At 31.4% G+C, this 24,235-nt stretch carries 23 protein-coding genes; 9 read left to right on the top strand and 14 right to left on the bottom strand.

What is annotated here, in order from left to right:
* Position 1: 1 nt before the first annotated feature.
* The 4 genes from cysD to MOV42_RS06165 all read right to left on the bottom strand — a co-directional run bounded on the left by cysD (position 2) and on the right by MOV42_RS06165 (position 2,527).
* Complete coding sequence (cysD, locus tag MOV42_RS06150) at positions 2 to 913, bottom strand: sulfate adenylyltransferase subunit CysD (RefSeq protein ID WP_324172898.1); 912 nt, start codon at positions 911 to 913, stop codon at positions 2 to 4.
* A 14-nt stretch (positions 914 to 927) separates the two neighbouring features.
* Positions 928 to 1,623 carry a phosphoadenylyl-sulfate reductase gene (locus MOV42_RS06155; RefSeq protein ID WP_324172899.1) on the bottom strand — a complete coding sequence of 232 codons (696 nt, stop codon included), beginning with the start codon at positions 1,621 to 1,623 and terminating at the stop codon, positions 928 to 930.
* Positions 1,624 to 1,632: 9 nt separating this feature from the next.
* Positions 1,633 to 1,860 (bottom strand): DUF2061 domain-containing protein, encoded by a 228-nt coding sequence (locus tag MOV42_RS06160; RefSeq protein WP_324172900.1) that lies wholly within the window; start codon positions 1,858 to 1,860, stop codon positions 1,633 to 1,635.
* Between the two features lie 163 nt (positions 1,861 to 2,023).
* Positions 2,024 to 2,527 (bottom strand): hypothetical protein, encoded by a 504-nt coding sequence (locus MOV42_RS06165; protein ID WP_324172901.1) that lies wholly within the window; start codon positions 2,525 to 2,527, stop codon positions 2,024 to 2,026.
* A gap of 150 nt (positions 2,528 to 2,677) precedes the next feature.
* Between MOV42_RS06165 and MOV42_RS06170 the strand changes: the two genes are divergently transcribed.
* The 8 genes from MOV42_RS06170 to MOV42_RS06205 are packed head-to-tail and all read left to right on the top strand — an operon-like array spanning position 2,678 to position 12,933.
* Positions 2,678 to 4,225, top strand: coding sequence for a type I restriction-modification system subunit M (locus MOV42_RS06170; RefSeq protein WP_324172902.1), 1,548 nt, complete (start codon positions 2,678 to 2,680; stop codon positions 4,223 to 4,225).
* Between the two features lies 1 nt (position 4,226).
* The gene (locus MOV42_RS06175; protein ID WP_324172903.1) at positions 4,227 to 4,718 is read left to right on the top strand and encodes a type II toxin-antitoxin system PemK/MazF family toxin; all 492 of its coding nucleotides are present in this window, start codon (positions 4,227 to 4,229) and stop codon (positions 4,716 to 4,718) included.
* A gap of 3 nt (positions 4,719 to 4,721) precedes the next feature.
* Complete coding sequence (locus MOV42_RS06180) at positions 4,722 to 5,912, top strand: restriction endonuclease subunit S (RefSeq protein ID WP_324172904.1); 1,191 nt, start codon at positions 4,722 to 4,724, stop codon at positions 5,910 to 5,912.
* A gap of 57 nt (positions 5,913 to 5,969) precedes the next feature.
* Entirely contained in the window at positions 5,970 to 6,239 is a 270-nt protein-coding gene (locus MOV42_RS06185) for a hypothetical protein (protein WP_324172905.1), read from the top strand.
* Positions 6,229 to 6,564, top strand: coding sequence for a type II toxin-antitoxin system RelE/ParE family toxin (locus MOV42_RS06190; protein WP_324172906.1), 336 nt, complete (start codon positions 6,229 to 6,231; stop codon positions 6,562 to 6,564). Before MOV42_RS06185 ends, MOV42_RS06190 begins: the two co-directional genes overlap by 11 nt.
* Positions 6,561 to 9,473 (top strand): HsdR family type I site-specific deoxyribonuclease, encoded by a 2,913-nt coding sequence (locus tag MOV42_RS06195; protein WP_324172907.1) that lies wholly within the window; start codon positions 6,561 to 6,563, stop codon positions 9,471 to 9,473. The genes MOV42_RS06190 and MOV42_RS06195 overlap by 4 nt, the downstream gene beginning before the upstream one ends.
* Complete coding sequence (locus MOV42_RS06200) at positions 9,466 to 10,164, top strand: SprT family zinc-dependent metalloprotease (RefSeq protein ID WP_324172908.1); 699 nt, start codon at positions 9,466 to 9,468, stop codon at positions 10,162 to 10,164. Before MOV42_RS06195 ends, MOV42_RS06200 begins: the two co-directional genes overlap by 8 nt.
* A 9-nt stretch (positions 10,165 to 10,173) precedes the next feature.
* Positions 10,174 to 12,933, top strand: a complete 2,760-nt coding sequence (locus MOV42_RS06205; protein WP_324172909.1) for an FAD-binding and (Fe-S)-binding domain-containing protein — start codon at positions 10,174 to 10,176, stop codon at positions 12,931 to 12,933.
* Position 12,934: 1 nt separating this feature from the next.
* Here the strand turns inward: MOV42_RS06205 and MOV42_RS06210 are convergent, their stop codons facing one another.
* Positions 12,935 to 14,233 carry a pitrilysin family protein gene (locus tag MOV42_RS06210; RefSeq protein ID WP_324172910.1) on the bottom strand — a complete coding sequence of 433 codons (1,299 nt, stop codon included), beginning with the start codon at positions 14,231 to 14,233 and terminating at the stop codon, positions 12,935 to 12,937.
* On the bottom strand, positions 14,230 to 15,291 hold the full coding sequence (locus MOV42_RS06215) for a quinone-dependent dihydroorotate dehydrogenase (protein WP_324172911.1): 1,062 nt from the start codon (positions 15,289 to 15,291) through the stop codon (positions 14,230 to 14,232). Before MOV42_RS06215 ends, MOV42_RS06210 begins: the two co-directional genes overlap by 4 nt.
* Positions 15,292 to 15,366: 75 nt before the next feature.
* Between MOV42_RS06215 and MOV42_RS06220 the strand changes: the two genes are divergently transcribed.
* Positions 15,367 to 16,137, top strand: a complete 771-nt coding sequence (locus tag MOV42_RS06220; RefSeq protein ID WP_324172912.1) for a DUF4197 domain-containing protein — start codon at positions 15,367 to 15,369, stop codon at positions 16,135 to 16,137.
* A gap of 17 nt (positions 16,138 to 16,154) precedes the next feature.
* Here MOV42_RS06220 and MOV42_RS06225 read toward each other — a convergent pair whose 3' ends face one another.
* The 8 genes from MOV42_RS06225 to MOV42_RS06260 all read right to left on the bottom strand — a co-directional run bounded on the left by MOV42_RS06225 (position 16,155) and on the right by MOV42_RS06260 (position 24,219).
* Positions 16,155 to 18,587: a diguanylate cyclase gene (locus MOV42_RS06225; protein ID WP_324172913.1), complete on the bottom strand. Its 2,433-nt coding sequence runs from the start codon at positions 18,585 to 18,587 to the stop codon at positions 16,155 to 16,157.
* 129 nt (positions 18,588 to 18,716) lie between these two features.
* A complete protein-coding gene (gene cysS / locus MOV42_RS06230) occupies positions 18,717 to 20,117 on the bottom strand; it encodes a cysteine--tRNA ligase (RefSeq protein WP_324172914.1) in 1,401 nt (466 codons plus the stop codon).
* A 79-nt stretch (positions 20,118 to 20,196) separates the two neighbouring features.
* Complete coding sequence (locus tag MOV42_RS06235) at positions 20,197 to 22,269, bottom strand: heavy metal translocating P-type ATPase (RefSeq protein ID WP_324172915.1); 2,073 nt, start codon at positions 22,267 to 22,269, stop codon at positions 20,197 to 20,199.
* Complete coding sequence (locus MOV42_RS06240; RefSeq protein WP_324172916.1) at positions 22,269 to 22,619, bottom strand: YtxH domain-containing protein; 351 nt, start codon at positions 22,617 to 22,619, stop codon at positions 22,269 to 22,271. Before MOV42_RS06240 ends, MOV42_RS06235 begins: the two co-directional genes overlap by 1 nt.
* Positions 22,619 to 22,963: a hypothetical protein gene (locus MOV42_RS06245; protein WP_324172917.1), complete on the bottom strand. Its 345-nt coding sequence runs from the start codon at positions 22,961 to 22,963 to the stop codon at positions 22,619 to 22,621. Before MOV42_RS06245 ends, MOV42_RS06240 begins: the two co-directional genes overlap by 1 nt.
* Entirely contained in the window at positions 22,953 to 23,243 is a 291-nt protein-coding gene (locus tag MOV42_RS06250) for a hypothetical protein (protein WP_324172918.1), read from the bottom strand. Before MOV42_RS06250 ends, MOV42_RS06245 begins: the two co-directional genes overlap by 11 nt.
* Positions 23,240 to 23,899 (bottom strand): DUF2202 domain-containing protein, encoded by a 660-nt coding sequence (locus tag MOV42_RS06255; protein ID WP_324172919.1) that lies wholly within the window; start codon positions 23,897 to 23,899, stop codon positions 23,240 to 23,242. The genes MOV42_RS06250 and MOV42_RS06255 overlap by 4 nt, the downstream gene beginning before the upstream one ends.
* Positions 23,899 to 24,219, bottom strand: a complete 321-nt coding sequence (locus MOV42_RS06260) for a hypothetical protein (RefSeq protein ID WP_324172920.1) — start codon at positions 24,217 to 24,219, stop codon at positions 23,899 to 23,901. The genes MOV42_RS06255 and MOV42_RS06260 overlap by 1 nt, the downstream gene beginning before the upstream one ends.
* Positions 24,220 to 24,235 lie beyond the last annotated feature (16 nt).

Consider the following 24,235-nt stretch of genomic DNA (forward strand, 5'->3'; position numbering starts at 1 on the left):
CTTAAAAGTACCCCTCTATTTTTTTCTTTTCCATTGATCCTGCGGAGTCATTATCTATAACTCTACCTTGACGCTCACTTGTTTTTGTTAGTAGCATCTCTTGAATAATTTCAGGAAGTGTTGCTGCCTCTGATTCTACTGCACCAGTAAGAGGGTAACAACCAAGTGTTCTAAATCTTACACTTTCCATAGTTGGTACTTCACCTTCTCTTAATGGTAATCTATCATCATCAACTAAAATCTTAACTCCATCACGAACTACAACAGGTCTTTTTTTAGCTAAGTAAAGAGGAACAATAGGAATCCCTTCAAGATAAATATATTGCCAAATATCAAGTTCCGTCCAGTTTGAAAGTGGGAAAACTCTAATACTTTCACCTTTTTTAACTCTTGAATTGTAAACATTCCATAGTTCTGGTCTTTGATTTTTTGGATTCCATCTATGCTTTTCATCACGAAAAGAATAAATTCTCTCTTTTGCACGAGATTTTTCTTCATCTCTTCTTGCTCCACCAAAAACAGCATCAAACTTATACTTGTTAAGTGCTTGTTTTAAACCTTGTGTTTTCATAATATCTGTATGAACAGCACTTCCATGAGTAAATGGTCCTATATCTTGCTCTATTCCATCGGGATTTGTATGAACTAAAAGTTCAAACCCGAGTTTTTTAGCCATCTCATCACGAAAAGCTAACATCTCTTTAAATTTCCATCTAGTATCTACATGAAGCAGGGGAAATGGTAATTTTGCAGGAAAAAAAGCTTTTTGGGCTAAGTGCAACATAACTGCTGAATCTTTACCAACAGAGTAAAGCATTGCAGGGTTTTCAAACTCCGCTACAACTTCTCTCATGATGTGCATAGACTCGGCTTCTAGTTGTTTTAAATGTGTTAATCGCTCTGTACTTATCATTCTTTTTCTCCTTTTTATTTTGTGTGTAGTCCACACTCTTTATGTTCTGGGTTTTCCCACCACCATCTACCGCTTCTTACATAATCTCCATCTTTAATGGCTCTTGTACAAGGAGCACAACCAATACTTGGAAAGCCCTCGTCATGAAGTGAGTTATATGGAACTTTGTTTTCTTTTATATAAGTCCATACATCTTCTTCACTCCATAGAAGCAAAGGGTTTACTTTAATTACTTTGTTCACTTTATCAAACTCAATAATATTAAGTTCTTCTCTTGTTACGCTCTGAGTAGCTCTAAGTCCTGTTATCCAAATAGACAATTCTCCTAAAGCTCTTTGAAGAGGCTCTATCTTTCTAACATAACAACATGATTTTCTATTTTCTATAGACTCATAAAAACCATTTACACCCTGTTCTTGATAGAGTTTTTGAACTTCATCAGTTTTAGGAAAAAAGACATTTACTTTAACACCGTATTTTAGGTTTGTTGCATCCATTACACTATATGTTTGAGGATGAAGTCTTCCTGTATCGAGTGTAAATATATTTGCCTTTTTATCAAGTTTAAGCAACATATCTGTTATAACTTGGTCTTCAGCACCAAAACTACTCGATAACGCTGCTTTAGTTCCGTACTTTTTTAAAAAATACTCTAAAATCTCTTGAGGTGATAAGTTCTTAAATCTTTTATTTAAGTTAGTTGTGTCCATTTTCTTTTCCTATATCTGATAATCTGAAGTAGTTTTTACTATTCCAAAAGATGACTTACTCCAAGCTCTTTCATGAAAATAATAAAGCCCCATTTTCGTAAATAGCTCAATGGCTCCAATAGATGCAGCCATTTTAAGATTTCCAGTTATAAAGTAAGAAATAATCATAGTGTCCATTGTCCCAAGTGCTCTCCAAGAGATAGTTTTTACAATGCTTCTAAAAGGCTTTTCATGCATCTTTTGCTCCAAATTTGTTTATCTATCGATTTAGTATAGATTGAATCTTAGGTGCAATAATAGAGTAATTTTATTCTATTGTCAAGTAAATATATAAGTTTAGTAGGGAATTAATAAAAAGTAAAAATAAAGAGCTTAGATTGAGGCTAGATGCCTCAATCTATTAGTTTGTTAGAATAATATTTTTTAACTCATCAGCAGAGTTTATTGTTCTTATAGATGTTATAATTTTATTTTCTAGATATACAATAACTATTTTTTCAACATCAACACCGCTTCTAAAAGATGCAGCAATTTTTTTGTCATCTAAGATTAGAACTGTGTGTTTAAAATCTTTTAATCCGGGAAGTATAAAAATACTACGAATCAAAGATGGAGCGGCACTAACATCTGCAATAAATTGAGTTTTGTTTTCACTTAAGTAAGTTGGTTCTTGAGTTACAAAATAATCATTACAAGTATGAGCAACATCTTTTGAAAATGCAAAAATAACTTTTTTTGTATTAGCATCTATGGTTTGTGGTTTTTCAAATTGGTCATTAATTACTATAGCATCTAAGCTTTTTCCAACAACAAGTTTTGGTTCCACAACTACTTCTTCTGAACCTTTAGAACTACAACCTATAAATAAAAAGGCTATCATAAGCCCTACGATAATTTTTTTCATTTTTTCTCCATAATATTTTTGAAAATAATACTATTCTAATATTTGGATAAGGTAAAAAGAGATAATTAGTTTAACAATTCAGGTTTGTAAAGTATAATTATCAAATTATACCCTCAAGGGGTACCTCGTAATTTATAGGATTCAAACAATATGAACAAACTTACACTTGAAACACTTGAACGATGGCTATGGGATAGTGCTGACTTGATGAGAGGGCATATTGATAGTTCAGATTTTAAAAACTATATCTTTGGACTACTGTTCTTAAAAAGAGCAAATGACCAATTTATAGAAGAAGCAAACCAAGCTGTTAAAGATGATGGTGTAAGTTTTAAAGTTGCTCTCCTTGATGAAGATTATCACCAATTTTTTATTCCTCGTGATGCTTATTGGTCTGAGCTAACTAAAAAGACTGAAAACATTGGTCAAGCACTTGACAAAGCTTTTTCACTCATAGAAGAGAATAACTCACAACTTGAGGGTGTTATGACTGCTGTTCATTTTGGAGATACTGAGAAACTTCCTGATAGCTTACTTTCAAGATTACTACAACATTTTAATAAATACTCTCTTGCTAATGAACATCTTGATAATCCAGATATTCTTGGATCGGCTTATGAGTATCTAATCCGTGAATTTGCTGATGATGGTGGAAAAAAAGGTGGAGAGTTCTACACTCCAAAAGAGGTAGTGAAACTTGTTGTAAGCCTCATAAAACCAGAAGCTGGGAATAGTGTTTATGACCCTACTTGTGGAAGTGGCGGCATGTTAATACAAAGTGCTTCGTACATTAAAGCTAATGGTGGAACTGTTGGTAAGTTTGTAGATGCCAAGCTTTATGGTCAAGAGAAGAACCTTGGAACTTGGGCTATTTGTAAGATAAATATGATTGTGCATGGCTTTAAAGATGCTGATATAAAAAAGGGTGACACTCTAGCAAATCCAAAGCATGAGCAAAACAACGAACTAAGAAACTTTGACCGTGTAATCGCAAATCCACCATTTAGCTTAAAGAAATGGTGGGCAAGTACCGAGATAGATGTTAAGAGTGATGATAATGGTAAAGAGATAGCACCAAAGTATAACTCTGTTGTTTGTGATGAGTATGGAAGATTTAAGTATGGCATACCACCAAGAGGTTATGGAGATTTAGCATTTGTTCAGCATATGATAAGTGTTCTTAAAAATGATGGTCGTATGGGTGTTGTATTACCACACGGTATTTTATTTCGTGGTGGAACTGAGGGTAAAATACGAGAGGGATTTCTTAAAGATGACATCATTGAAGCTATTGTTGGACTTCCTGAAAAGTTGTTTTACAACACTGGCATCCCTGCATCTATCATCATCATAAACAAAAGCAAAGCTCAAAATCTAAAAAACAAAGTTGTGTTTATAGATGCTTCAAGTGAATACAAAAATGGTAAAAATCAAAACACTCTGACAAACGAGAACATTAAAAAAATAGTTGATGGCTATGATGGACTTACAGAGATAGATAAATTTATGAGAGTTGTCGATATGAGTGAGATAAAAGAGAACGATTACAACTTAAATATTTCACGATACATAGATACAAGTGATGAAGAGGTTATTATTGACATCAAATCTACAATGCTAGATATTAGTGATTTAGAAGTAAAAGAACAAGAGATAGATAGTAAGTTAAATGGTTATTTAAAAAGTTTGGGTTTTTAATATGTATGATAAATCTCTAAAATTAAACAGTTGGAATGATGTCAAACAAAATACTCAAAAAATAGATAAAAAAGTATATTTTAAAGAGAGAGATATTTTTTGGTTAAAAATTGGTGAAAATATTGGTTTTGAACAAAATGGAAAAGGCGATAAGTTTCAAAGACCTGTTTTGGTTTTAAAAAGATACACCAACGATATGTTTTTAGGTATCCCACTTTCAACAACTTTAAGAGAGGGGAGTTTTTACTTTCAGTTTAAATTTTTAGATGAAAAGATAAGTACGGCATTGCTTGTTCAACATAAACTTTTTAGTTCTAAAAGATTTATCAAAAAAATAGGCAAAATAAATGAGAATGATTTTAGATGTTTAAAAAAGAAATTACATAATTTAATATTTGAAGAAGATTTTTGCCCCTCTAAAAAAGAAGGGACGATCCCGAAGGAAAATTGTATAGATATTGTAGCAGAAAGTACTTTAGAAGTAAAGAACTGAAAAATGACTAAGATAAAAGATGGTTATAAGGATAGTGAGATAGGGGTTATTCCTGTTGAGTGGGATGTTGTAAAAGTCGGTGAAATATTAAATGTTAAAACTGGAAAGATGAATGCCCAAGACCAAGTAGGTGGTGGAGAATATCCTTTTTTTACTCGTTCTGTTGATGTTCAAACTATTGATACTTATGCTTTTGATGCAGAAGCTTTGTTTATAGCTGGTGAAGGTAATTTCAAAGTTAAATATTACAATGGAAAGTTCAATTGTCATCAACGAACTTATATGCTAACTTCAATAAATGGTAATAATATGAAGTTTCTATTAAATGCTATTCAACCAAAAGTTAATAAACTAATCGCTACTTCTGTTGGTTCTACTGTTCAATCACTACGAAAGCCAATTATAGAAGCTCTTAAAATCCCACTTCCACCACTAAAAGAACAAGAGAAAATAGCTAATATTTTATCAACTGCTGATGATAAGATAGATGCTATTGCTACTCAGATAGAAAAAGCCCAAACACTTAAAAAAGGGCTACTACAAAAGCTACTAAGTGATGGTATAAATCATTGTGAGTTTAAGGATAGTGAGCTTGGGAAGATACCTGAGAGTTGGGAGATAGATAAATTAGAAAACCTTACAACTAAAATTGGAGATGGCTTACATGGAACACCAAAGTATCTTAAACAATCTGATTATTATTTTATCAACGGAAATAATTTGAATGGCAAAAGTATTGAAATTATAGAAAATACTAAATGTATAAGTGAAGAAGAATATAATAAGAACAAAAAAATATTAGATGATACTACTGTTTTACTATCAATAAATGGAACAATTGGAAGTCTTGCTTATTATAGTAATGAAACTGTTATGCTTGGTAAAAGTGTGGCATATATAAACTCAAATAATAGAATATCAAAACAATTTTTATTCTATCTTTTAAGGTCAAGTCATATTCTTGATTATTTTATGTTAGAACTAACTGGAACTACAATTAAAAACTTATCATTAAAGACAATTAGAAATACAAAAATTCCACTCCCACCACTCAAAGAACAAAAACAAATAGCCGACATCTTATTAACTGCTGATGAAAAGTTAGAAGTTCTTAGAACTAAAAAAGAGAAATATCAAACACTTAAAAAAGGTTTATTACAGAAGCTTTTAAGTGGAGAAATTCGTACTGTTTGACTTATGTATATAAATAGTATATAATTTAAGATATAAAAATACTAAAAGGATTTTACTATGCACTCACTAGCAAAACTTCAAAAACAACAAGTAGGGCTTAGACTTCCCGTTTATTTGGTAGAGCAGATAGATGAATTTACAAAAGAGTATAACTTAAATAGAACAGATATTATTATAGAGTCTATCAAGTCTTATATGGCAGAGCAAAAGGCACAGGAGTTTTACAAAAGTTTTGATGAAGGATGTAAACAACTCAAAGAGATACTAGATGACCCAAAGAAAGCTGATGAACTAGAAACACTTGATGAGTTTTTAGATGCACTTTAATGTTATTCCATTAGATAGCTTTAAACAAAATTTTAAAGCATTACAAAAAAAATATAGAAATATAAAAAATGATTTTAAAAAATTGACTAAAGAGTTAGAGAATAATTCACAAGCAAGAATTGCTTTAGGACATAATTGTTATAAATTGAGGGTAGTAAATTCATCTATTCCTACAGGTAAAAGTGGAGGCTTTAGAACTATTTATTATTTTATAGGTGAGCATAATACTGTTTATCTCATAGCTATTTATTCTAAAACACAAAAAGAAAGTATCAACGAAAGTGAACTATTGGTACTTTTAAAACTTAATGGTTTAGAAAAATGAGTGAATACCTACAAAGTGAACTCCCAGCGATAGAGCTTTTTAAAAAGCTAAAATACGATTACTTAGATGCCAAAGGCGAAATGTATGAAGTTGTTCTTGAAGATAGATTAATAAACTCACTTAAAAGAATAAACCCTTGGCTAAATGAAAATAACTTACAAAAAATAATCCGTAAAATCTTAGCTGTAAGTGGTAGCTCACTTATGGAGATAAACTCCCAAATTCATAAGCTCATAACTCGTGCGGATGCACTATCACTTAAACCTACGACCGATGCAAAACCAAGAACTGTAAAGTTTATAGACTATGAAAATCTTCAAAACAATGAGTATTTGATAGTAAATCAAATGAAGTTCAAGGGAGAAAGAGCTAACTCTATCCCTGATTTAGTTGTGTTTATAAATGGACTACCATTAGCAGTCATAGAAGCAAAAAATCAAAAGGTAGATATATCTGATATTGCTGATTTAGACTACTACCAAGCTAACTCTGTAAAACTATTTTACTACAACCAAATCATAGGGGCTATTAATCGTATAAGTGGATTATATGGAACTATAGAAGCAGATATGAAGTTCTACTCAAAATATAATGAAGTTGCATCTGATGAACTCATAAAACTTCTTGAGAATGAACCAACACCACAAGATATTTTAATCTATAACCTTTTTGAAAAAAGAAAATTTCTTGACATCATCAAATACTTTGTAATTTTTGAAGTTGTTGAGGGTAGAACAATCAAAAAGCTACCAAGATACCAACAACTTAGAGCTGTAAATAAAATAGTAGATAGACTTAAAAATGAAAACCGTGGTGGTGTTGTATGGCATACACAAGGAAGTGGTAAATCTATTACTATGATATACCTTGCTACTAAGTTAAGAGCTGCTACAAGTGGGTTTGATAATCCTACTATTTTAGTTCTAACAGATAGAACAGATTTAGATAATCAAATCAGAAGTACTTTTAACAGAGTTGGTTTCTCAAATGTTCATCAAGCAAATTCAATCTCACACTTAAAGACACTACTCAAAGATAGCTATGGTAAAACTTTAACTTCTACTATTCAAAAGTTTCAAGAGAGAGCTGAGGAAAAGAAAGAAGTAGAAGTATTAAGTGAGAAAGAGAATATATTTGTTCTTATAGATGAAGCTCATAGAAGTCAATACGGACTAACTGCTTCATATATGCGACAATCATTGCCAAATGCTAAGTTTATAGCTTTTACGGGAACACCAATAGACAAAGAAAACAAATCAACACTTCACGAGTTTTATGGTGGCGATTACATAGACAAGTACACTATAAAACAATCAGTAGCAGATGGTAATACGCTACCAATTTTATATGAAACAGGACTAAGTAAGTTCTTCATTGAAAAAGAGCTTTTAGATGCTGAGTTTGCTAAGTCGTTTGGAAATGAAAGTGCTAAAAAACAAGCGATACTAAAAACCAAAGCAACGAGCCTTGATAAAAATGCTACTCGTAGAGTCCAAGAGATAGCAAAAAGCATTGTAGAACACTATAAAAATAAGAGCTATTTGGACGGTTTCAAGGCGATGATAGTTTGTCACAATAGATACCAAGCAATAGCTTATAAAAAAGCATTTAATAAATTGGCTGAGCAAGGTGTTAATAATTTTCAATCAAAAGTTATAATGAGTTTTGATACAAAGAAAGACCCACAAGAGTTTTATGATTTAGCCTCGTCCCAAGCAGATACAAAAAAAGCGATAGAAGATTTCAAACTACCATTTGGAGATGAGAACGATAAAAGCCGTGGAGGTAAAAGACAGTTTGACAATACTGCTTTTCTAATCGTAAGTGATATGCTACTAACGGGATATGATGCTCCAATACTTCAAACTCTTTATGTTGATAAGATACTTCGTGAGCATAATCTACTTCAAGCAATAGCAAGAGTGAATAGAACTCGTAAAGGTAAAAATGCTGGGTATGTAGTTGATTTTGTAGGAATAACTAAATACCTCGTAGATGCTCTTGAAATATTTAGTGGAGATTTAAAGCCGTGTGAGGTAATGGCAGATATAGAGAGTGAGAAAACTACACTTGAAAATAGACACACAAAGATGGTTGATTATTTTAAATCAGTTAAGAAAAATAGAGAAAATGAAAGAGATGATTTTATACTTCAAGCAATAAAGCACTTGAAACCACAAGATATAAAAGATAAATTCAAAGAGCTTGTAAGTGATTTTAACAAATCAATGAACATAGTTCTTCCAGACCCTTTTGCTTCAAGATATGATTATGACTTCAAACTGTTCAATGAAATAAAGATGATGGTTAGAGATTCTAAAGAGAAGATTACTCGTGAAGATTCTAAGAAGTTACAAATGATTTTAGATGAACACCTTAGAGCTAATGGGATAGAATATCTACTTAAAGCACCTATTGATATTACAGACTATAGACAGTTTCAAGCAGAACTTACAAGAGAGGGAAAACATAACCCACTTGATAAAGCAAAAGCAATTATAAAAGCAAATGAAGAAAAAAATCCAGCGTTAGCACTTGAACTTTCAGAGTTATTGGAGAGAAAATTAATAGATGCTAAGGTAGACCGAAAGCAGGCTGTTATAGATTTGTTTAATGATATGCAAGTGATAATCAATCGCCATAAAAATAGACATAGTAATAGTGGTTTAAGTGATGAGAAGCAACTTGTAGTTTATGACTTAGTTAAAAAGTTAAGTGATGAAGCAACTGAGCTAACACTTGAAATATTTGATACTCTTGATGAGTGGTTAAATAAAAAAGCAATACTGACTCAAAGTGATGCTCAAAAAGAGATGAGGAATTCTATCAAGCCGATACTTGCTAAGTATAAAGTGGATAAAAAACTCTCAAAAGATATAGTGGCTAAGTTGGTAGAAACAAATGTATAGTGTAGAGTATGGCACTAAAAATATTGTATTTTATATAAAGAGAAAAACTAAACTAAAAAATACATATATTCATGTTGATACTGATGGAGTGCTTGTCAAAACAAATGATACTACCCCCATAGAAGATATAAACAAGATGGTTAAAAATAAATCAGCTTGGATAGGTAGGAAGCTTGATATATTCAGATCAATAGCAGTTAATGAAGATATAACAACTGGCTCAAGGCTTTACTATATGGGTAAGAGCTACTATGTAAATATGCTTAAAGATGAAGATGCGGACACTATTGCTATAAACTTCACTCACTCCAAGTTTCATATAATGACACCATTAAAATGTAGTGATGTTGAGCTTCATAATGCTATTGAAAACTTTTACAAGCAAAAAGCGATAGAGAAAATAATACCACTAACAAAAAAGTGGGCTAAGACTATGCAAGTTCTACCAGAACACATAAGTTTTAGATACTCAAAAAATAGATGGGGAAGTTGTAGTTCAACTAATCGTATCTCATTTAACTACCATCTTGTAAAACTATCTTCATCGTTAATTGAGTATGTTGTTATACATGAATTAGCTCATATCGTATATCAAAATCACTCCAAAGAATTTTGGAGGTTGGTTCATAAACAACTACCAGATTACAAGATTAAAGAAGAAAAAATTAGAGTGTTTGAAAAGTTGATATAAGGAGAAAAAATGTTAGAAAAAAATTATCAACTTTTTTACGACAATATTATAAAAATAATTTCTGATGAGTTTGTCTTTACACAGAAATTGCATCTACTCGCCTTCGGCACAGATGCTTCCTTTTATAGGCTTATACCAAAGATAGTTATCAAGGCTCAAAATAGTGAAGATGTTGCTAATATTTTAATATTAGCAACAAAGTACAAACTAAGTGTGACCTTTAGAGCTGCTGGAACATCTCTTAGTGGTCAGGCAATAAGTGATTCTATACTTGTTGTAACTGCACGAACTTTTAATAATATTAGAATTAGCGAAGACAAATCAGAAGTGAGTTTAGAACCTTCAGTCATAGGTGCAGATGCAAATCTTTTCTTAGCGCCGTATCTTAAAAAAATAGGTCCAGACCCAGCAAGTATAAATACAGCGATGATAGGTGGAATAGCTGCAAATAATGCAAGTGGAATGTGTTGTGGTGTAGCTGATAACTCATACAATACTCTTAGTAGCATGAAGATTCTTTTTTATGATGGAACTCTTTTAGATACTTCATCTCAAAAGAGTAAGCAAGAGTTCTCTTTATCCCATAAATATTTTTTACAAAGCCTAGATGCTTACGCAAAAGAGATAAAAGCAGATGAAGTTTTAAAAGCAAAAATCATCAAAAAGTTTAAAATAAAAAATACTTGTGGATATTCTCTTAATTCTTTTGTAGATTTTGATGATGTTTTTGAAATCTTAGAGCATCTAATCATCGGAAGTGAAGGAACTTTAGCTTTTATAAAAGAAATAACTTATAAAACTGTACAAGATTATCCTCACAAAGCTAGTTCTTTAGTCTTTTTTGAAGATATAAATGAAGCTTGTAAAGCAGTTGCTTTGTTAAAACTTTCTTCAAAGGTAAGAGTAGATGCTGTTGAGTTGATGGATAGAAAAGCTTTGAGTAGTGTTGAGAACAAAAAAGGAATGCCCTCTTATTTAAAAACACTTCATAAAGATGTAGCGACACTTTTAATAGAAACAAGAGCATCTAACAAAGAAGATTTGTCAGCTCAAATAGAATCTATAAAAGAGCTACTAAAAACTGCAAAAACAATTCAAGATATAGAATTTACAGATAAAGAAGAAGAATACTCTCTTTTTTGGAAGATAAGAAAGGGTCTGTTTCCTGCTGTAGGAGCGGCAAGAGAGATTGGTACTACTGTAATTATAGAAGATGTTGCTTTTCATATTGAGCATCTAGCAGAGGCAACTTTGAAGCTTCAAAATCTTTTTTTAAAATACAACTATGATGAAGCTTTGATATTTGGTCATGCCCTAGATGGAAACCTTCACTTTGTTTTTACACAAAATTTTTCAGAAAAACAAGAGATAGATAGATATAAAAAATTCATGGACGAAGTGGTAGAACTTGTAGTTAGTTACGATGGAAGTTTAAAAGCAGAACATGGAACAGGTAGAAATATGTCACCATTTGTTGAGTTAGAGTGGGGAGTGGAAGCTTATGCAATGATGAAAAAAATAAAAAAACTTTTTGATCCTTTAAATATTTTAAATAAGGGAGTTATTATAAATGATGACTCCGAAGCACATATAAAAAATCTTAAACCGATGCCCCAAACTCATGAGTTAGTAGATAAATGTATAGAGTGTGGTTTTTGTGAGAGTGTCTGTCCATCTAATGTAATCACTTTTACTCCAAGACAAAGAATAGTATCAAATAGAGAGATAAGTGCTTTTAAGCGTGTAAATAAGCGTGATGAAGCATTAGAACTTGAAAAAGAGTACCAATATGCTGGTTTAGACACTTGTGCCACCTGTTCGCTTTGCTCGACTCTTTGTCCTGTTGATATCGATACGGGTGCATTTACAAAATATTTAAGAGAAAAACAGATAACTAGCTTTGATAACAAAATGGCAAATCTAATAACAAATAATTTTTCTACTACCTTAAAGTTTATGAAAGTAGGGCTAATGGCAGCAGATGTCATTCACTCTATAATCGGTACAAATCTTATGAGAAAAATCCCAAAATGGTTGCCAACTCTTTCAAAACCAATAAGTATAGATGCCAATAGGCCTAGTATCAAAAGTCAAAACAAAGTAGTCTATTTTCCATCTTGTGTAAGTAGAACAATGGGTGATACTTTGTTTGATGTTACTTTTTCTCTACTAGAAAAAGCTGGTTATGAAGTAATATTGCCAAAAAATTTAGAAAATCTTTGCTGTGGTATGCCATTTTCTAGTAAAGGTTTTAGTTCTCAAGCAAAGATGAAAGCTAGGGAGTTAGAAAATAGTTTGAAAATTGCTACTAAAGATGGAGAATATCCTTTACTTTGTGACACAAGTCCTTGTACGAAAAAAATGATAGAGAGTTTTAAAGGTAATTTAAAACTATATGAACCAATAGAGTTTAGTTTAGAATTTTTAGTACCAAAGCTAAAAATAACTAAAGTTGATGAGCCTATTGTAATTCACTCAACTTGTAGTACTCGAAAGATGGGACTTCACTCTAAGTTTATAGAACTTGCAAAATTATGCTCAAATGAGGTAATAATTCCAAAAGATATAAAATGTTGTGGTTTTGCAGGAGATAGAGGATTTAATTTTCCTGAGTTAAATAAGTCTGCACTTAGAACTTTAAAAGAGCAAATCTCACAAGCTACTAAACTTGCCTACTCAACAAGTAAAACTTGTGAAATTGGGCTTAGTGAGCATAGTGAGATAGACTATAATTCTATACTTTACTTAGTGCATAGATGCTCTAAGTAAGTTACTCACCTTTTTTTAAAATAAGGGTTGTAGATTTGTTAAAGTTAAAATATTTTTTAGCTGCATCTTGAACTTTCTTAGCTGTTACTTTTTTAATATCTTCTTCATACTCTAAAAGAGGTGTTAAATCTCCACGAACTAAATAACTTCCAAATAGATTTGCAACAGAAGTTGAACTTTCAAGAGAGTAGACGAAATCTGCTTTTGTGTTGATTTTTACTTTGTCAATTTCAGCTTTTGTTACTTTTGTACTTTTCATCAGTTCTATTTGCGATATTAGCTCTTTTTCAACATCTTCAGCTTTTACATCAGGGTTACAAGTTGCTAAAAATATAAAAAGACCTGGGTCAATATTTTCCATATTATAAGCATATATAGAGTTTACAAGGCGTTTTTTATCAACTAACTCTTTGTAAAGTCTTGAACTTTTTCCAGAAAAAAGAATTTCAGAGATTACATTTAGAGTTACTTGGTCTTTGTCTTTAAAATCAGGAATATGAAAAGTAATAGCTAGCATTTCTACTTCACTATCTCTGTAAATAGTTACTCTTTTGGGTCCATCTTGCTCAGGCTCTACAAATTTAAATTTTGGTATTTTAGCTTTGTTTTTGATGCCTCCAAAAGCTTTTTTCGCCTTCTTGAAAACTTCTTTTGCCTCAACATCTCCTGTAACCATTAAAATTGCATTGCTTGGTTGGTAGTAAATTTTATGAAAATCTTTTATATCATCAATAGTCCAAGTTTGTATATCATTCATAAAACCAATAGGCGTCCAATGGTAAGGATGATAAACATAAGCGTTATTAAAAAGTGCAAAGTAAAGATAACCTAGTGGAGAGTTTTCTGTTCTCCAGCGTCGCTCTTCTGCAACCACATCGCGTTCTGGTTGAAACTCTTCATCTTTAAGATTTAGATTTTGCATAAGTTCAGCATATAGAGTTAGAGACTTATTAAGATTATCTGTACTTGATTTTATGTAGTAGTGAGTATAGTCAAAACTTGTAGATGCATTGTTTACGCCACCTATGCTTTTAACTTCTTTGTCAAACTCTCCAGCTGGTAAGTTTTTTGTAGATTTAAAGTTCATATGCTCTAACATATGAGCAATCCCTGTTTTACCCATAATCTCGTTTCTACTTCCAACCTTGTAAAAGATGTCAGTAGATATAACATTCGTAGAGTTTTTTAAAGGAATTACAACTATTTGTAAACCATTTTTTAAAGTTTTTGTTTCGTATGTTGGTAATGAAGATGCCATTAGTGTTCCTATAATTAGTGTAAGTATTAGTAAGTATTTCATGCTTTTCTATCTGCCCCGATGGCTTCAGTTATGTTTTTATAGCCATCTGCTTTTATAAGTTTTGTTAACTCATTATTTATATTCATAATCATATCTGGACCATGAAATACAAGTCCGCTAAGGATTTGAACAAGAGATGCACCTGCTTTTATGCGTTTGTATGCTTCTTCTGCTGAGTCAATTCCACCAACTGAAATAAGCACAGTTTTTCCATAAAGTTCTTTTGCGATTGCTTCAAATATTTTAAAACTTTTCTCTTTTAAAACTGCTCCACTTATACCGCCAATTTTTTTAGGCTCTTTTACTAGTGAATAATCTACGGTTGTATTTGTCGCAATGATTCCATCTGCACCTTTTTCAACTGCCATTTTAGTAAGTGCTACAGCATCTTTTATTTCCATATCGGGGGCAATTTTTAAAAGGATTGGCATTTTGGTTAGTTTTTTAGCTTGTGTGAATAGTTCTGATATAAACTCTTCATTTTGTAAATCTCTTAAACCAGGGGTATTTGGAGATGAGATATTTATAACAAAGTAATCTCCCCAGCCGTTAAAAGTATCGATAAGTGAGATGTAATCATTTATAGCTTGATCATCAGGAGTTGTTTTGTTCTTCCCGATATTTATACCAATCGGAGTCTCGTAAGGAAACCTTTGCTTTAACATATTAACAATTTTTGGAGCACCATGATTGTTAAAACCCATAGCATTTTGAATAGATTTTTCTTCAATATGACGGAACATTCTTGGTTTTGGATTTCCCTCTTGTGGTTTTGGTGTTACCGTTCCAATTTCTGTAAAACCAAAACCTAATGTTCTGATACCTTTTATCATAGTTGCATTTTTATCAAACCCAGCTCCAAGTCCAACAGGGTTAGAAAATGTACGACCAAAAAGTTCTTGAGTTAAGACACTGTTATCCACAAAATGAGATTTTAAAAATGGTTTAAATGGGATTTCACAAAGGTTTGTAAGTCTAAGTACACACTCTGCTAAATGATGTGCATCTTCGGGTTCTAGTTTAAAAAGCCAAGGTTTTATTGCTTCATAATTTATCATAATATTAAAGTTGCCTTTTATTTTTTATGAGATTATACTAGAATTAAACAAATGATTTGATAAGAGGAATTCAACATGTTAAATAAATTTATATTAGTTTTATTTTTTTGCTCAAGTGTACTTTTTAGTTTTGATTTTGGAAGTTTTATGAGTGATGTCGTTAAGAGTGTTTCAGAACCAACTACATCTTTTTCTTCAAAAAGCACACTAAGTAGTGATACTATCTCTAATGGACTTAAAGAAGCCCTTAATGTAGGAGCAAAGTATGCAGTAAAAGAACTTGGTAAAAAAGATGGTTATCTTAGTAATGCATCTGTGAAAATTCCACTTCCAAAAAGTATAAAAAAAGCAAAAGATATCATACGCGGTTTTGGTGGAGATAAGTATGTAGATGATTTTATAAAGTCAATGAATTCTGCGGCAACAGATGCTGCACCTAAAACAATAGGTATATTTTTACATGCTATACAAAAAATGACAATCGATGATGCAAGAACAATCTTATCTGGCAATGAAGATGGAGCAACTGAGTATTTTAAAACACACACAACTAACTCTTTAACTAAGTTAATACTGCCTATTATTAAAAAAACTATGGAAACAAATAATGTAACGGCTTATTATAAAAAAGCAAATAGTTTTTATAAGTCAGATATAAAGAGTAGAGCAGTAGAATACGGTATAGGTTCATTCTTACCAAAAGAGAATGATGAAAATTTAGATGAATATGTAACTTCAAAAGCGATAGAGGGGTTGTTCAAAATAATAGCTCAAAAAGAGACAGAGATAAGAAAAGACCCTCTTGCTCAAACAACATCACTTTTGAAAAAAGTATTTGGAAACTAATTTAATGAAAATTTTTCCTATAAAGCAATAACTTTGTTTCTTCCATTATTTTTAGCTTCATAGAGTGCTTTATCCGCTCTCATGAAGGTGTCTTCTTTCTTATCATTTTTATCGTATTGGGCTACTCCAATACTACAAGTTAAATAGCCTATCTCTCTAAAACTAAAGTTTTCAATATTTTTTCGTATCTTTTGAGCAAAGATTTCAGTTTCTTTTAGATTTGTTTCAGGGCAGATAATTAAAAACTCTTCTCCTCCCCAGCGTCCTAAAATATCGACATTTCTTTTACTATTATTCAAAATATTTGCAAATTCAATTAAGATATTATCTCCAATTTTATGTCCATAAGTATCATTGATTTTCTTAAAAAAATCTATATCTATAAGCATAATAGATAGATTATTATTATATCTAATAGAGCGTTTTTGTTCGCATTCATAGTTGTTATCAAGATATAGCCTATTTGGTATTTGCGTTAATGTATCAGTTATTGAAAGTTTTTCTAATTGTTTTTTAGTTGTAATATCTTGGCTTATCGCATGATTTCCATTAAGTTGATTATTTGCATCAAGGATAGGAGTAATTGTCACATATACCCAGTAATGACTTCCATCTTTTTTTAAGTTTTTAATTTCTCCTTCCCATTTTTTTCCTTTAATGATACTTTTGTGTAAGTTAATAAATGTAGTGGTAGGTGTGTCTGGATGTCTTAAGGTACTGGTGTGTTTTCCTATTAACTCTTCTTTTTTGTAGCCAGATAGTTTCGATAGCGCTTCACTAATATCAGTAATTATACCTTTTTTATCACTTGATGAAATTAGAACATTTTTATTTATAATTTTTAATTGTATCGCTAGTTTTTTGTTATAAGTTTGTAATATTATATATCTGTACAATGAAAATATAGATACAAGTGTAAAAATAGCAAAAATTTTAATAAAAAAAGAGTAGTCAAATTCTTGTTCATATTTTATTGGGATATGTTTATTTAAAATATTTTGCTTTATTTTAGGTGTTAAGTTTTCTATGATTTTGTTAAAAATATTTAAAAGAATCAAGTCATCATTTCTTACACCAACTCCTAATTTTAGAGTAATATTAAATTTACCAGTAATTTTTAGGTTGTTTGAATAGTTCGCTTGAAGTTCATTTGAAATAACAGGTATAGTGTCTATAAATCCAAATATTTCTCCGCTTTGTACTTGCTGAAAACCATCTGTAATGTTTTGTACTTCTATTATAGTTATATCTGGATATTTTACTTTTATTATTTCGGCAATGCCGTAATCTTTCACAATACCGATTTTTACATCCTTTAAGCCATTGAAATTATCTATAAATGATATGTTTTTATTTGTTGCAAGTCCTATTGGTGCTTCTAAATATTTTTTAGAAAAATTCAAATATTTACTATTTTCTTTTGTTTGCATTGTTAAAGATAAGATGTCGCACTTTCTTTCTTTTGCAAATTCTAGTGACTGTGTCCAGTTATGTGTATCAATCAATTTTATGGGTATGCCTATTTCTTTTTTAAATATTTTAAAGTAAGAAGCAGATATCCCAATATATTTTCCATTATTTACACTTTCAAATGGCATCCACGCAGGATCTATGCACATAGTAATTTGTTTTTTATTTTTTAGATATTTTTTTTCTTTTAGAGTTAGTTCTTTTACTTTTACATCTGGAGTTATAAAAAACCATTTTTGCTTTAGTCTTATTCTTTCATGATGAGAGATAGTTGATAATCCTTTGTTTAAAATACTTATGGCTTTTGGCCAATCTTTTCTTATGCTAAAAACCAAGTCTAATTTATGTTTAAGTGGATAAGCAAAGTCTAGGTAAGGAAGTCCCATTTTACTGAGCATATAACTTGTTGAGCCATTTCCAAAGGTAGCATCTGCTTCTCCATATATAACTTCATTTAGCATTTGTTTTATACTATTTTTAAATATAATTTTTGAATTTTTAAACTTTTTTGCGATTCTTGCATCAACAAGATTTCCTTTGTTTATAACAATAGTTTTGCCATCTAAATCTTTGTTAGATTTTATATTTTTAGGATTCCTATGTTTTACTAGTACCATTTTCTCTAAAGAAATATAAATATTTGAAAAATTAAACCATTTTTTTCTCTCTTGAGATACGGCTATAGTACTAAGACCATCAATTTCTTTGTTTTTTGCTTTTGTCTGCATCTCTGCCCAGTTTCCTGTAACTTGAATAAAGTTTGCTCCAGTAGCTTTATTTACGCGGTTTAAAATATCATTATCGTAGCCAACCATTTTACCATTTACATCTTTCATGATATAAGGATCCCAATTATCTCCAGTCCCTAAAACTATTGTAGGATGTTTTTTTAAAAAAGTTTTTTCTTTTTGTGTGAGAGATACTGTATGTGCATGGATAGAAATAATTAATAATAAAACAATAAAAATAATTTTTTTCATTATAAATTATTATATCATTTATTTAATGATTTATCTCTGAAATACATTATTTAAAACAAATAAATCTTTTGAGTTTTCTTCTAAGTTGTTTTGTATGTCAGAGAATTTTATTTATACTCTCTTACTTAGTTATAGCTTTTCCCAAAAAGTACCTTGAGCTGTATCCATAATACTAATTCCAAAAGCTAAAATCTCGTCACGAAGTTTGTCAGAGGCTTCAAAGTTTTTCTCTTTTTTGGCTTCATTTCTTAAAGTTATGAGTTCATCTATTTTTTGTTTAGTTTTTTCATCTATACCAAATTGAAAATATTCAAATGGATTTTTAACTCCAAAACCTAAAATTTCTTCAATAAAAAAGAGATTTGAAATAGTTTCTTTTTTTAGAAGTTTATGCTTTCCAACAGTGTCTAAAGCTTCGTTCGTGCTTGAAACAAACGCTTCTATAAGAGCAAGAGCAGAAGACACATTCATGTCATCGCTTAGAGCTTTTAGTAAAGCTTCTTTAAATGGAGTAGCATCTGTGTTGTAAGAGAGTCCAAAAAGTCTCTTTTTAAGTCTGTATATTTTGTCAAGTCTCTTTTTAGCACTAGCTAAGTCTTCAGTATTGAAGTTGAAATTACTTCTGTAGTGAGTGCTTAAAAGATAAAAGCGTAAAACTTCCCCATCATACTCTTTTAGTGCATCTTTTAAGAAGAAGCTGTTTCCTAAACTTTTAGACATTTTTTCGCCATTAATGTTTACAAAACCATTATGCATCCAGTAGTTTGCAAGTGCGTGATTAGTTCCGCATCTAGTCTGTGCAGCTTCGTTTTCATGGTGAGGGAAAAGTAAGTCAGCCCCACCGCCATGAATATCAACTGCAAAAGGAGCATCTGTAGATGCTAGATGTTTCTCTATCATTGCTGAACACTCTAGATGCCAACCAGGACGACCTTTTCCAAAGGGAGAGTTAAAAGTTATACTTCCATCTTTTACACTCTTCCAAAGAGCAAAATCAGCACTATTTTTTTTACTTGTTGAACTTTGAATTCTTTGTTGTTTGTCCTCTTCATCTTGAACTCTAGCAGAAAGCTTTAGGTATTGGTTATCGCTTGAAGTATCGAAGTATACATCACCTTCTGGAGTGGTATAAGCATGATTTGTATCTATGAGTTTTTGTATAAGTTTATACATAGCATCTAGACTTTGTGTAGCCTTAGGTTCTATATCTGGTCGAGCAACTCCTATGGCTTGCATCTCTTTGTGAAATGCATTTGTATAAAAATCAGTTATCTCTTTTATATCTTTCTTTTGTTCTATGGCCTTTTTGATGATTTTATCATCTATATCTGTAATATTTCTAGCATAAGTGACATCGAAACCATTTGCTTTAAAAATGCGAGTTAAAAGGTCAAAAACTAAAGCACTTTTTGCATGACCTAGATGTGCATCATCATAAACAGTTGGTCCACAAACATAAAGAGAAATTTTTCCCTCTTGCATTGGAGTAAACTTTCGTTTTATTTTTTGTACTGAATCGTATATATACATTTAAGTTTTTCCTATATATTTTGTAAATATTTATTATTTTATCAAAATTTTAGTGAATTTTACTTAAGTTTTATTTCTTTCACTTTTTAACTTTAATTCCTTTTATAGCATTAAGAAGTATACCGACTGTTGTACCATTATGCAAAACAGCTGTTGTAATAGGATTAATATACCCCATGGTAGCTGAGGCTAAAATAGCACTGTTTGCAGCTACTGTAATATTGAAATTTGATTTTATAAGTTTCATAGTATCTTGTGCTAATTCTAAAGCATTACTAATACAAGCAATATCATCTTTAAGTAAAGAAATATCAGCAGATGCTTTTGCAATCTGAGCACCTTTACTCATACTTATGCCAACATTTGCTTCAACTAAAGCAGGTGCATCATTTATTCCATCTCCAACAAAAACAACTTTCTTGCCATTAGCGACCAGTTCTTTTACAATGTCTGCTTTTTGAGTAGGAAGAAGTTGGGCAAAAACTGTATCAATTCCGATTTCTTTAGCTACTTCATCTGCTTTTTGTTGCTTATCTCCAGTTAGCATAATAATTTCTTTAATTCCTAACTTGTGAAGTTTATCAATAGTTGTTTTAGTATTATGCCGAACTGTATCTATCATTGTTATCATACCGAGAAGTTTATAATCATATCCGATACAAAGGATAGTTTTACCTTCATCTTCATGTTTTTGTATAGTAGGAATATGACCATTGAAGTCTATACCTTCATCATCTTCTAAGAAGTGTTGAGAGCCTATATGGACTTTCTTACCAGCCACTTCAGTGATTACTCCATGTGCAACAATAAATTCTACTTCTTCATGATGAATATGTTCAAATGATTGCTCATTTGCGGCTCTTACTACGGCTTCTGCAACAGGATGAAAGTAATGCTCCTCTGTTGAAGCTGCAAGTGATAAAATTTTATTTTCATCCCATTCATCATTAAAGGATATTACATCTGAAACATATAACTCCCCTTTAGTAAGTGTGCCTGTTTTGTCAAATATAACCGTATCTGCTTCACTTAAATTTTCTAATGCTTGAGCATTTTTAATCATAATGCCATTTTTTCCAGCTTTATGAAGAGAACTTTTAAATGCAACAGGGGTAGCAAGTTTTAAAGCACAAGAATAATCAGCTTGTAATACAGCAGCAACTCTCTCCCAGTCTTTAGTAGTAATATATGCAAAAGCACTCAATCCTAGTGTTAAAGGAACTAGCTTATCTGCTAGTTTTAGAGCCTTAAGTGCAGAAGAAGATTTAGATGAGAGTGACTCTTCTATATATTTAGTAACTTGAGCAGCCGAGGTATCATCTCCGACATGTTCAGCCCAAATTTTTATTCGTCCCTCTTCCACTATCGTTCCAGCCATTACTCTATCGCCATAGGCTTTAGTGACAGATACGCTTTCTCCTGTCATACTAGATTGATTTATCAATGCTTCGCCTTGTATGATATGCCCATCAACACTTATCATATCTCCAACAGCGACAATAACAATATCACCTATTTTCACAAGCTTATAACTAATTTTTTCTTCAATTCCATTTTTTTCAATCCAGACCTCTTCTACATTAGGACGAATTAGTTCACGAAGTAAGTTATCAGAGCGATCGGATGTACTTTCTTCTATATATTCACCAGCTTCAAGTAAAAGACTTGTAAAATTAGCTGCAGTGTAATCTTTTCTTAAAAGAGATACTCCGACAGCTAAGGATTCTAAAACATGAGAAGTAATTCCATTTTTGTATAAATCTTTTAATCCTGATATCATCATTGGTGTGTTAGTCGCTATGCTTAGCGGTGCATTAACAATATTTGGTAGAATAAAACCAGCACCAGTAACACTAGCTATAGTTATAAGCCCTTGTTTGGAAATATGAACTTCACCTCTCTCAACTCTACAACTTGAATCACACTTAGTTGTTTTGAAATCAGTTATAATTTTTTCAATTTCTTTTTGAATTTGAGAGTTGGTTATTTCTATTATTAAACTTTTTGCTCTAATATTTACTCTAGCATTTTTAACACCTTCACACTTTTGAATACTTTCTATTAATGGTCTTGCATCATTTTTAGATGATATATCAAATATCTTGTATCTTAATCGGTTTGGGAGTTTATGAACTAAATTAAATTTATTCATTAAGCTTCTTTTGCTGCTTCATGTTCTGCTTTGGCATCTTCGAAACGCTCTTTCATTTCATCCATTCCACCAGTGATAACATCACCCATAGACACCATACCTTTAAAGATAGTTTTTTGAACATTCTCATTTGTTAGTATATAGGTAGCTGCTGCACCAATTAAAAGACCTGCTAATACTTCTGAAGTGCTAAATCCCATGCTGTTTTTATTTAAATATGGGTTTTGATTATTCATATTATTTGAGTTTTGCATCTGCTTGTTTGCTCTATTACCTCTGTTACTCATATTACCTTGAATATTGCTATTATTCATATATGGATTACTATCGTTTGTTTGGTATTTTTTCATTATTTCTCTCCATCAGTAATAAGTTTATTTTTTTGATATATTGCGCTTTTTTCTATCGTATATATAGCTCCTGCACCTAAAACTAAAGAACCAATAGTCTGAAAAAATGATTTTCTAGGATCACCTAGATTATTTGCAACTGATATAGCAGTTGCAGTTGCAATTCCACCAATAAGAGAGTCTTTTAGTGTATCTCTTATGGCCTCGGTTTTATCTTTTTCATTCTCTTTAACTTTTTTTGCATTACCTATTGCAGAGATAACTCCAACAGCAACAGCACCACTTACTCCATGACCAACTACATGTCTTGGAGTACCTGTTTGTACAGTAAAGTTACTTATCATTAGCAACTTCTTTTTTAGTTGTTGCTTTTTTGGTGGTAGTCTTACTTACTTTAGCAGTAGCTGTTTTTCGTGCATCTTTTTTTTCTTGATTTTTTTCTTTTATAGTTTCTACTGTAGATTTTACAGTATCAACAGTTGTTATTGCTACTTCATTAACAGCTTCTGCACCACTCTTTACGCTATCTGTTACAACACTAACGAAAGTTTTTTCTTTATTTTTTCTTTTTATATAAAGTGTTACGCCTGCGCCTATTGCTGCGCCTATTAAATATGGTATCATGATTTATCCTTATCATTAAAAATTTTATCAAATACATCTTTTGATGCATCTGAACTTAGTGCCATCGCTATTGCAGCACCTGCTGCCATGCCTAACATCATATCTCTGCTTCCCAAAGAAGCAAGTGTTTGTGTGATTTTAGTACTGTCTATTTCACCCTTCATTAAACCTTGAACCATATTATATATATCATGGTGTTGAGGATTGTTCTCTTGATTACTTTGAGAGCATGCTTGAAAAGCAGGTAGATGATTATTATAAGAAGCTGCTTGTTCTCTATAAAAGACATCTCTTATATCATCTTGTGTAACAAAAGGTAAAAGATTGTCATACATCTCTATGTTTGCCATTTCAGCATCTGCTCCATCTTGACAACATTCAGCTAGGCTAGAGCCTATTTGAATTTTGTCATACCAATCATTTATTGGTGGCGTAACATCATAGTTTTTACATAGTTGCTCTAATGCAGTGTAGTGTCTTACCTCTGCTTGAACAATGTTTGAAAAAGGTATAACTGAGCCATAAGTATCTATGACTTTTTGGTAATAAGCATTTGCTTTATACTCATCATAACAAGCGATGCGTAATAACTGTTCTACAACATTAGCATTCACATCTACTTGTTGAGATAGTAGTTGTTCTTCATCTGGATTCATTAATCCTCCTTAATTTGAGATTGTAGTTTATTGATTAACTCAATGTTCTCATCTATGTTTACACCATCTATAATATCATTCCAAATAGTTGGTGCAAAAATTGAAGCATCATAAAGTATAGTAGCTGTTGCCATTATTTTATTAACTTTCACATCTTTTAGTCCATCAATATATTTAGGTAAAGAGTGAATATCATCAAGTGATATATTTTTAACTTCATCTAAAATTGCCTTATCGATTTTAACTCTTAATCTACCAGGCGTATGATGGATTTTAGAAAAATATGAGGATATTTTCAATATATCTTCAGTTTTAATCATCTACTGTCCTTTATTT

The organism is Sulfurimonas sp., from assembly GCF_029027405.1.
Classification (GTDB): Bacteria; Campylobacterota; Campylobacteria; order Campylobacterales; family Sulfurimonadaceae; genus Sulfurimonas.

Coding starts and splice junctions, on each gene's coding strand:
- MOV42_RS06260 (WP_324172920.1), bottom strand. CDS start 24,219: ATGATTAAAACTGAAGATATATTGAAAATATCCTCATATTTTTCTAAA.
- MOV42_RS06160 (WP_324172900.1), bottom strand. CDS start 1,860: ATGCATGAAAAGCCTTTTAGAAGCATTGTAAAAACTATCTCTTGGAGA.
- MOV42_RS06245 (WP_324172917.1), bottom strand. CDS start 22,963: ATGATAAGTAACTTTACTGTACAAACAGGTACTCCAAGACATGTAGTT.
- MOV42_RS06200 (WP_324172908.1), top strand. CDS start 9,466: ATGTATAGTGTAGAGTATGGCACTAAAAATATTGTATTTTATATAAAG.
- cysS (WP_324172914.1), bottom strand. CDS start 20,117: ATGTATATATACGATTCAGTACAAAAAATAAAACGAAAGTTTACTCCA.
- MOV42_RS06210 (WP_324172910.1), bottom strand. CDS start 14,233: ATGAAATACTTACTAATACTTACACTAATTATAGGAACACTAATGGCA.
- MOV42_RS06215 (WP_324172911.1), bottom strand. CDS start 15,291: ATGATAAATTATGAAGCAATAAAACCTTGGCTTTTTAAACTAGAACCC.
- MOV42_RS06175 (WP_324172903.1), top strand. CDS start 4,227: ATGTATGATAAATCTCTAAAATTAAACAGTTGGAATGATGTCAAACAA.
- MOV42_RS06205 (WP_324172909.1), top strand. CDS start 10,174: ATGTTAGAAAAAAATTATCAACTTTTTTACGACAATATTATAAAAATA.
- MOV42_RS06225 (WP_324172913.1), bottom strand. CDS start 18,587: ATGAAAAAAATTATTTTTATTGTTTTATTATTAATTATTTCTATCCAT.
- MOV42_RS06255 (WP_324172919.1), bottom strand. CDS start 23,899: ATGAATCCAGATGAAGAACAACTACTATCTCAACAAGTAGATGTGAAT.
- MOV42_RS06250 (WP_324172918.1), bottom strand. CDS start 23,243: ATGATACCATATTTAATAGGCGCAGCAATAGGCGCAGGCGTAACACTT.
- MOV42_RS06240 (WP_324172916.1), bottom strand. CDS start 22,619: ATGAAAAAATACCAAACAAACGATAGTAATCCATATATGAATAATAGC.
- cysD (WP_324172898.1), bottom strand. CDS start 913: ATGATAAGTACAGAGCGATTAACACATTTAAAACAACTAGAAGCCGAG.
- MOV42_RS06155 (WP_324172899.1), bottom strand. CDS start 1,623: ATGGACACAACTAACTTAAATAAAAGATTTAAGAACTTATCACCTCAA.
- MOV42_RS06185 (WP_324172905.1), top strand. CDS start 5,970: ATGCACTCACTAGCAAAACTTCAAAAACAACAAGTAGGGCTTAGACTT.
- MOV42_RS06170 (WP_324172902.1), top strand. CDS start 2,678: ATGAACAAACTTACACTTGAAACACTTGAACGATGGCTATGGGATAGT.
- MOV42_RS06190 (WP_324172906.1), top strand. CDS start 6,229: ATGCACTTTAATGTTATTCCATTAGATAGCTTTAAACAAAATTTTAAA.
- MOV42_RS06180 (WP_324172904.1), top strand. CDS start 4,722: ATGACTAAGATAAAAGATGGTTATAAGGATAGTGAGATAGGGGTTATT.
- MOV42_RS06220 (WP_324172912.1), top strand. CDS start 15,367: ATGTTAAATAAATTTATATTAGTTTTATTTTTTTGCTCAAGTGTACTT.
- MOV42_RS06195 (WP_324172907.1), top strand. CDS start 6,561: ATGAGTGAATACCTACAAAGTGAACTCCCAGCGATAGAGCTTTTTAAA.
- MOV42_RS06235 (WP_324172915.1), bottom strand. CDS start 22,269: ATGAATAAATTTAATTTAGTTCATAAACTCCCAAACCGATTAAGATAC.
- MOV42_RS06165 (WP_324172901.1), bottom strand. CDS start 2,527: ATGAAAAAAATTATCGTAGGGCTTATGATAGCCTTTTTATTTATAGGT.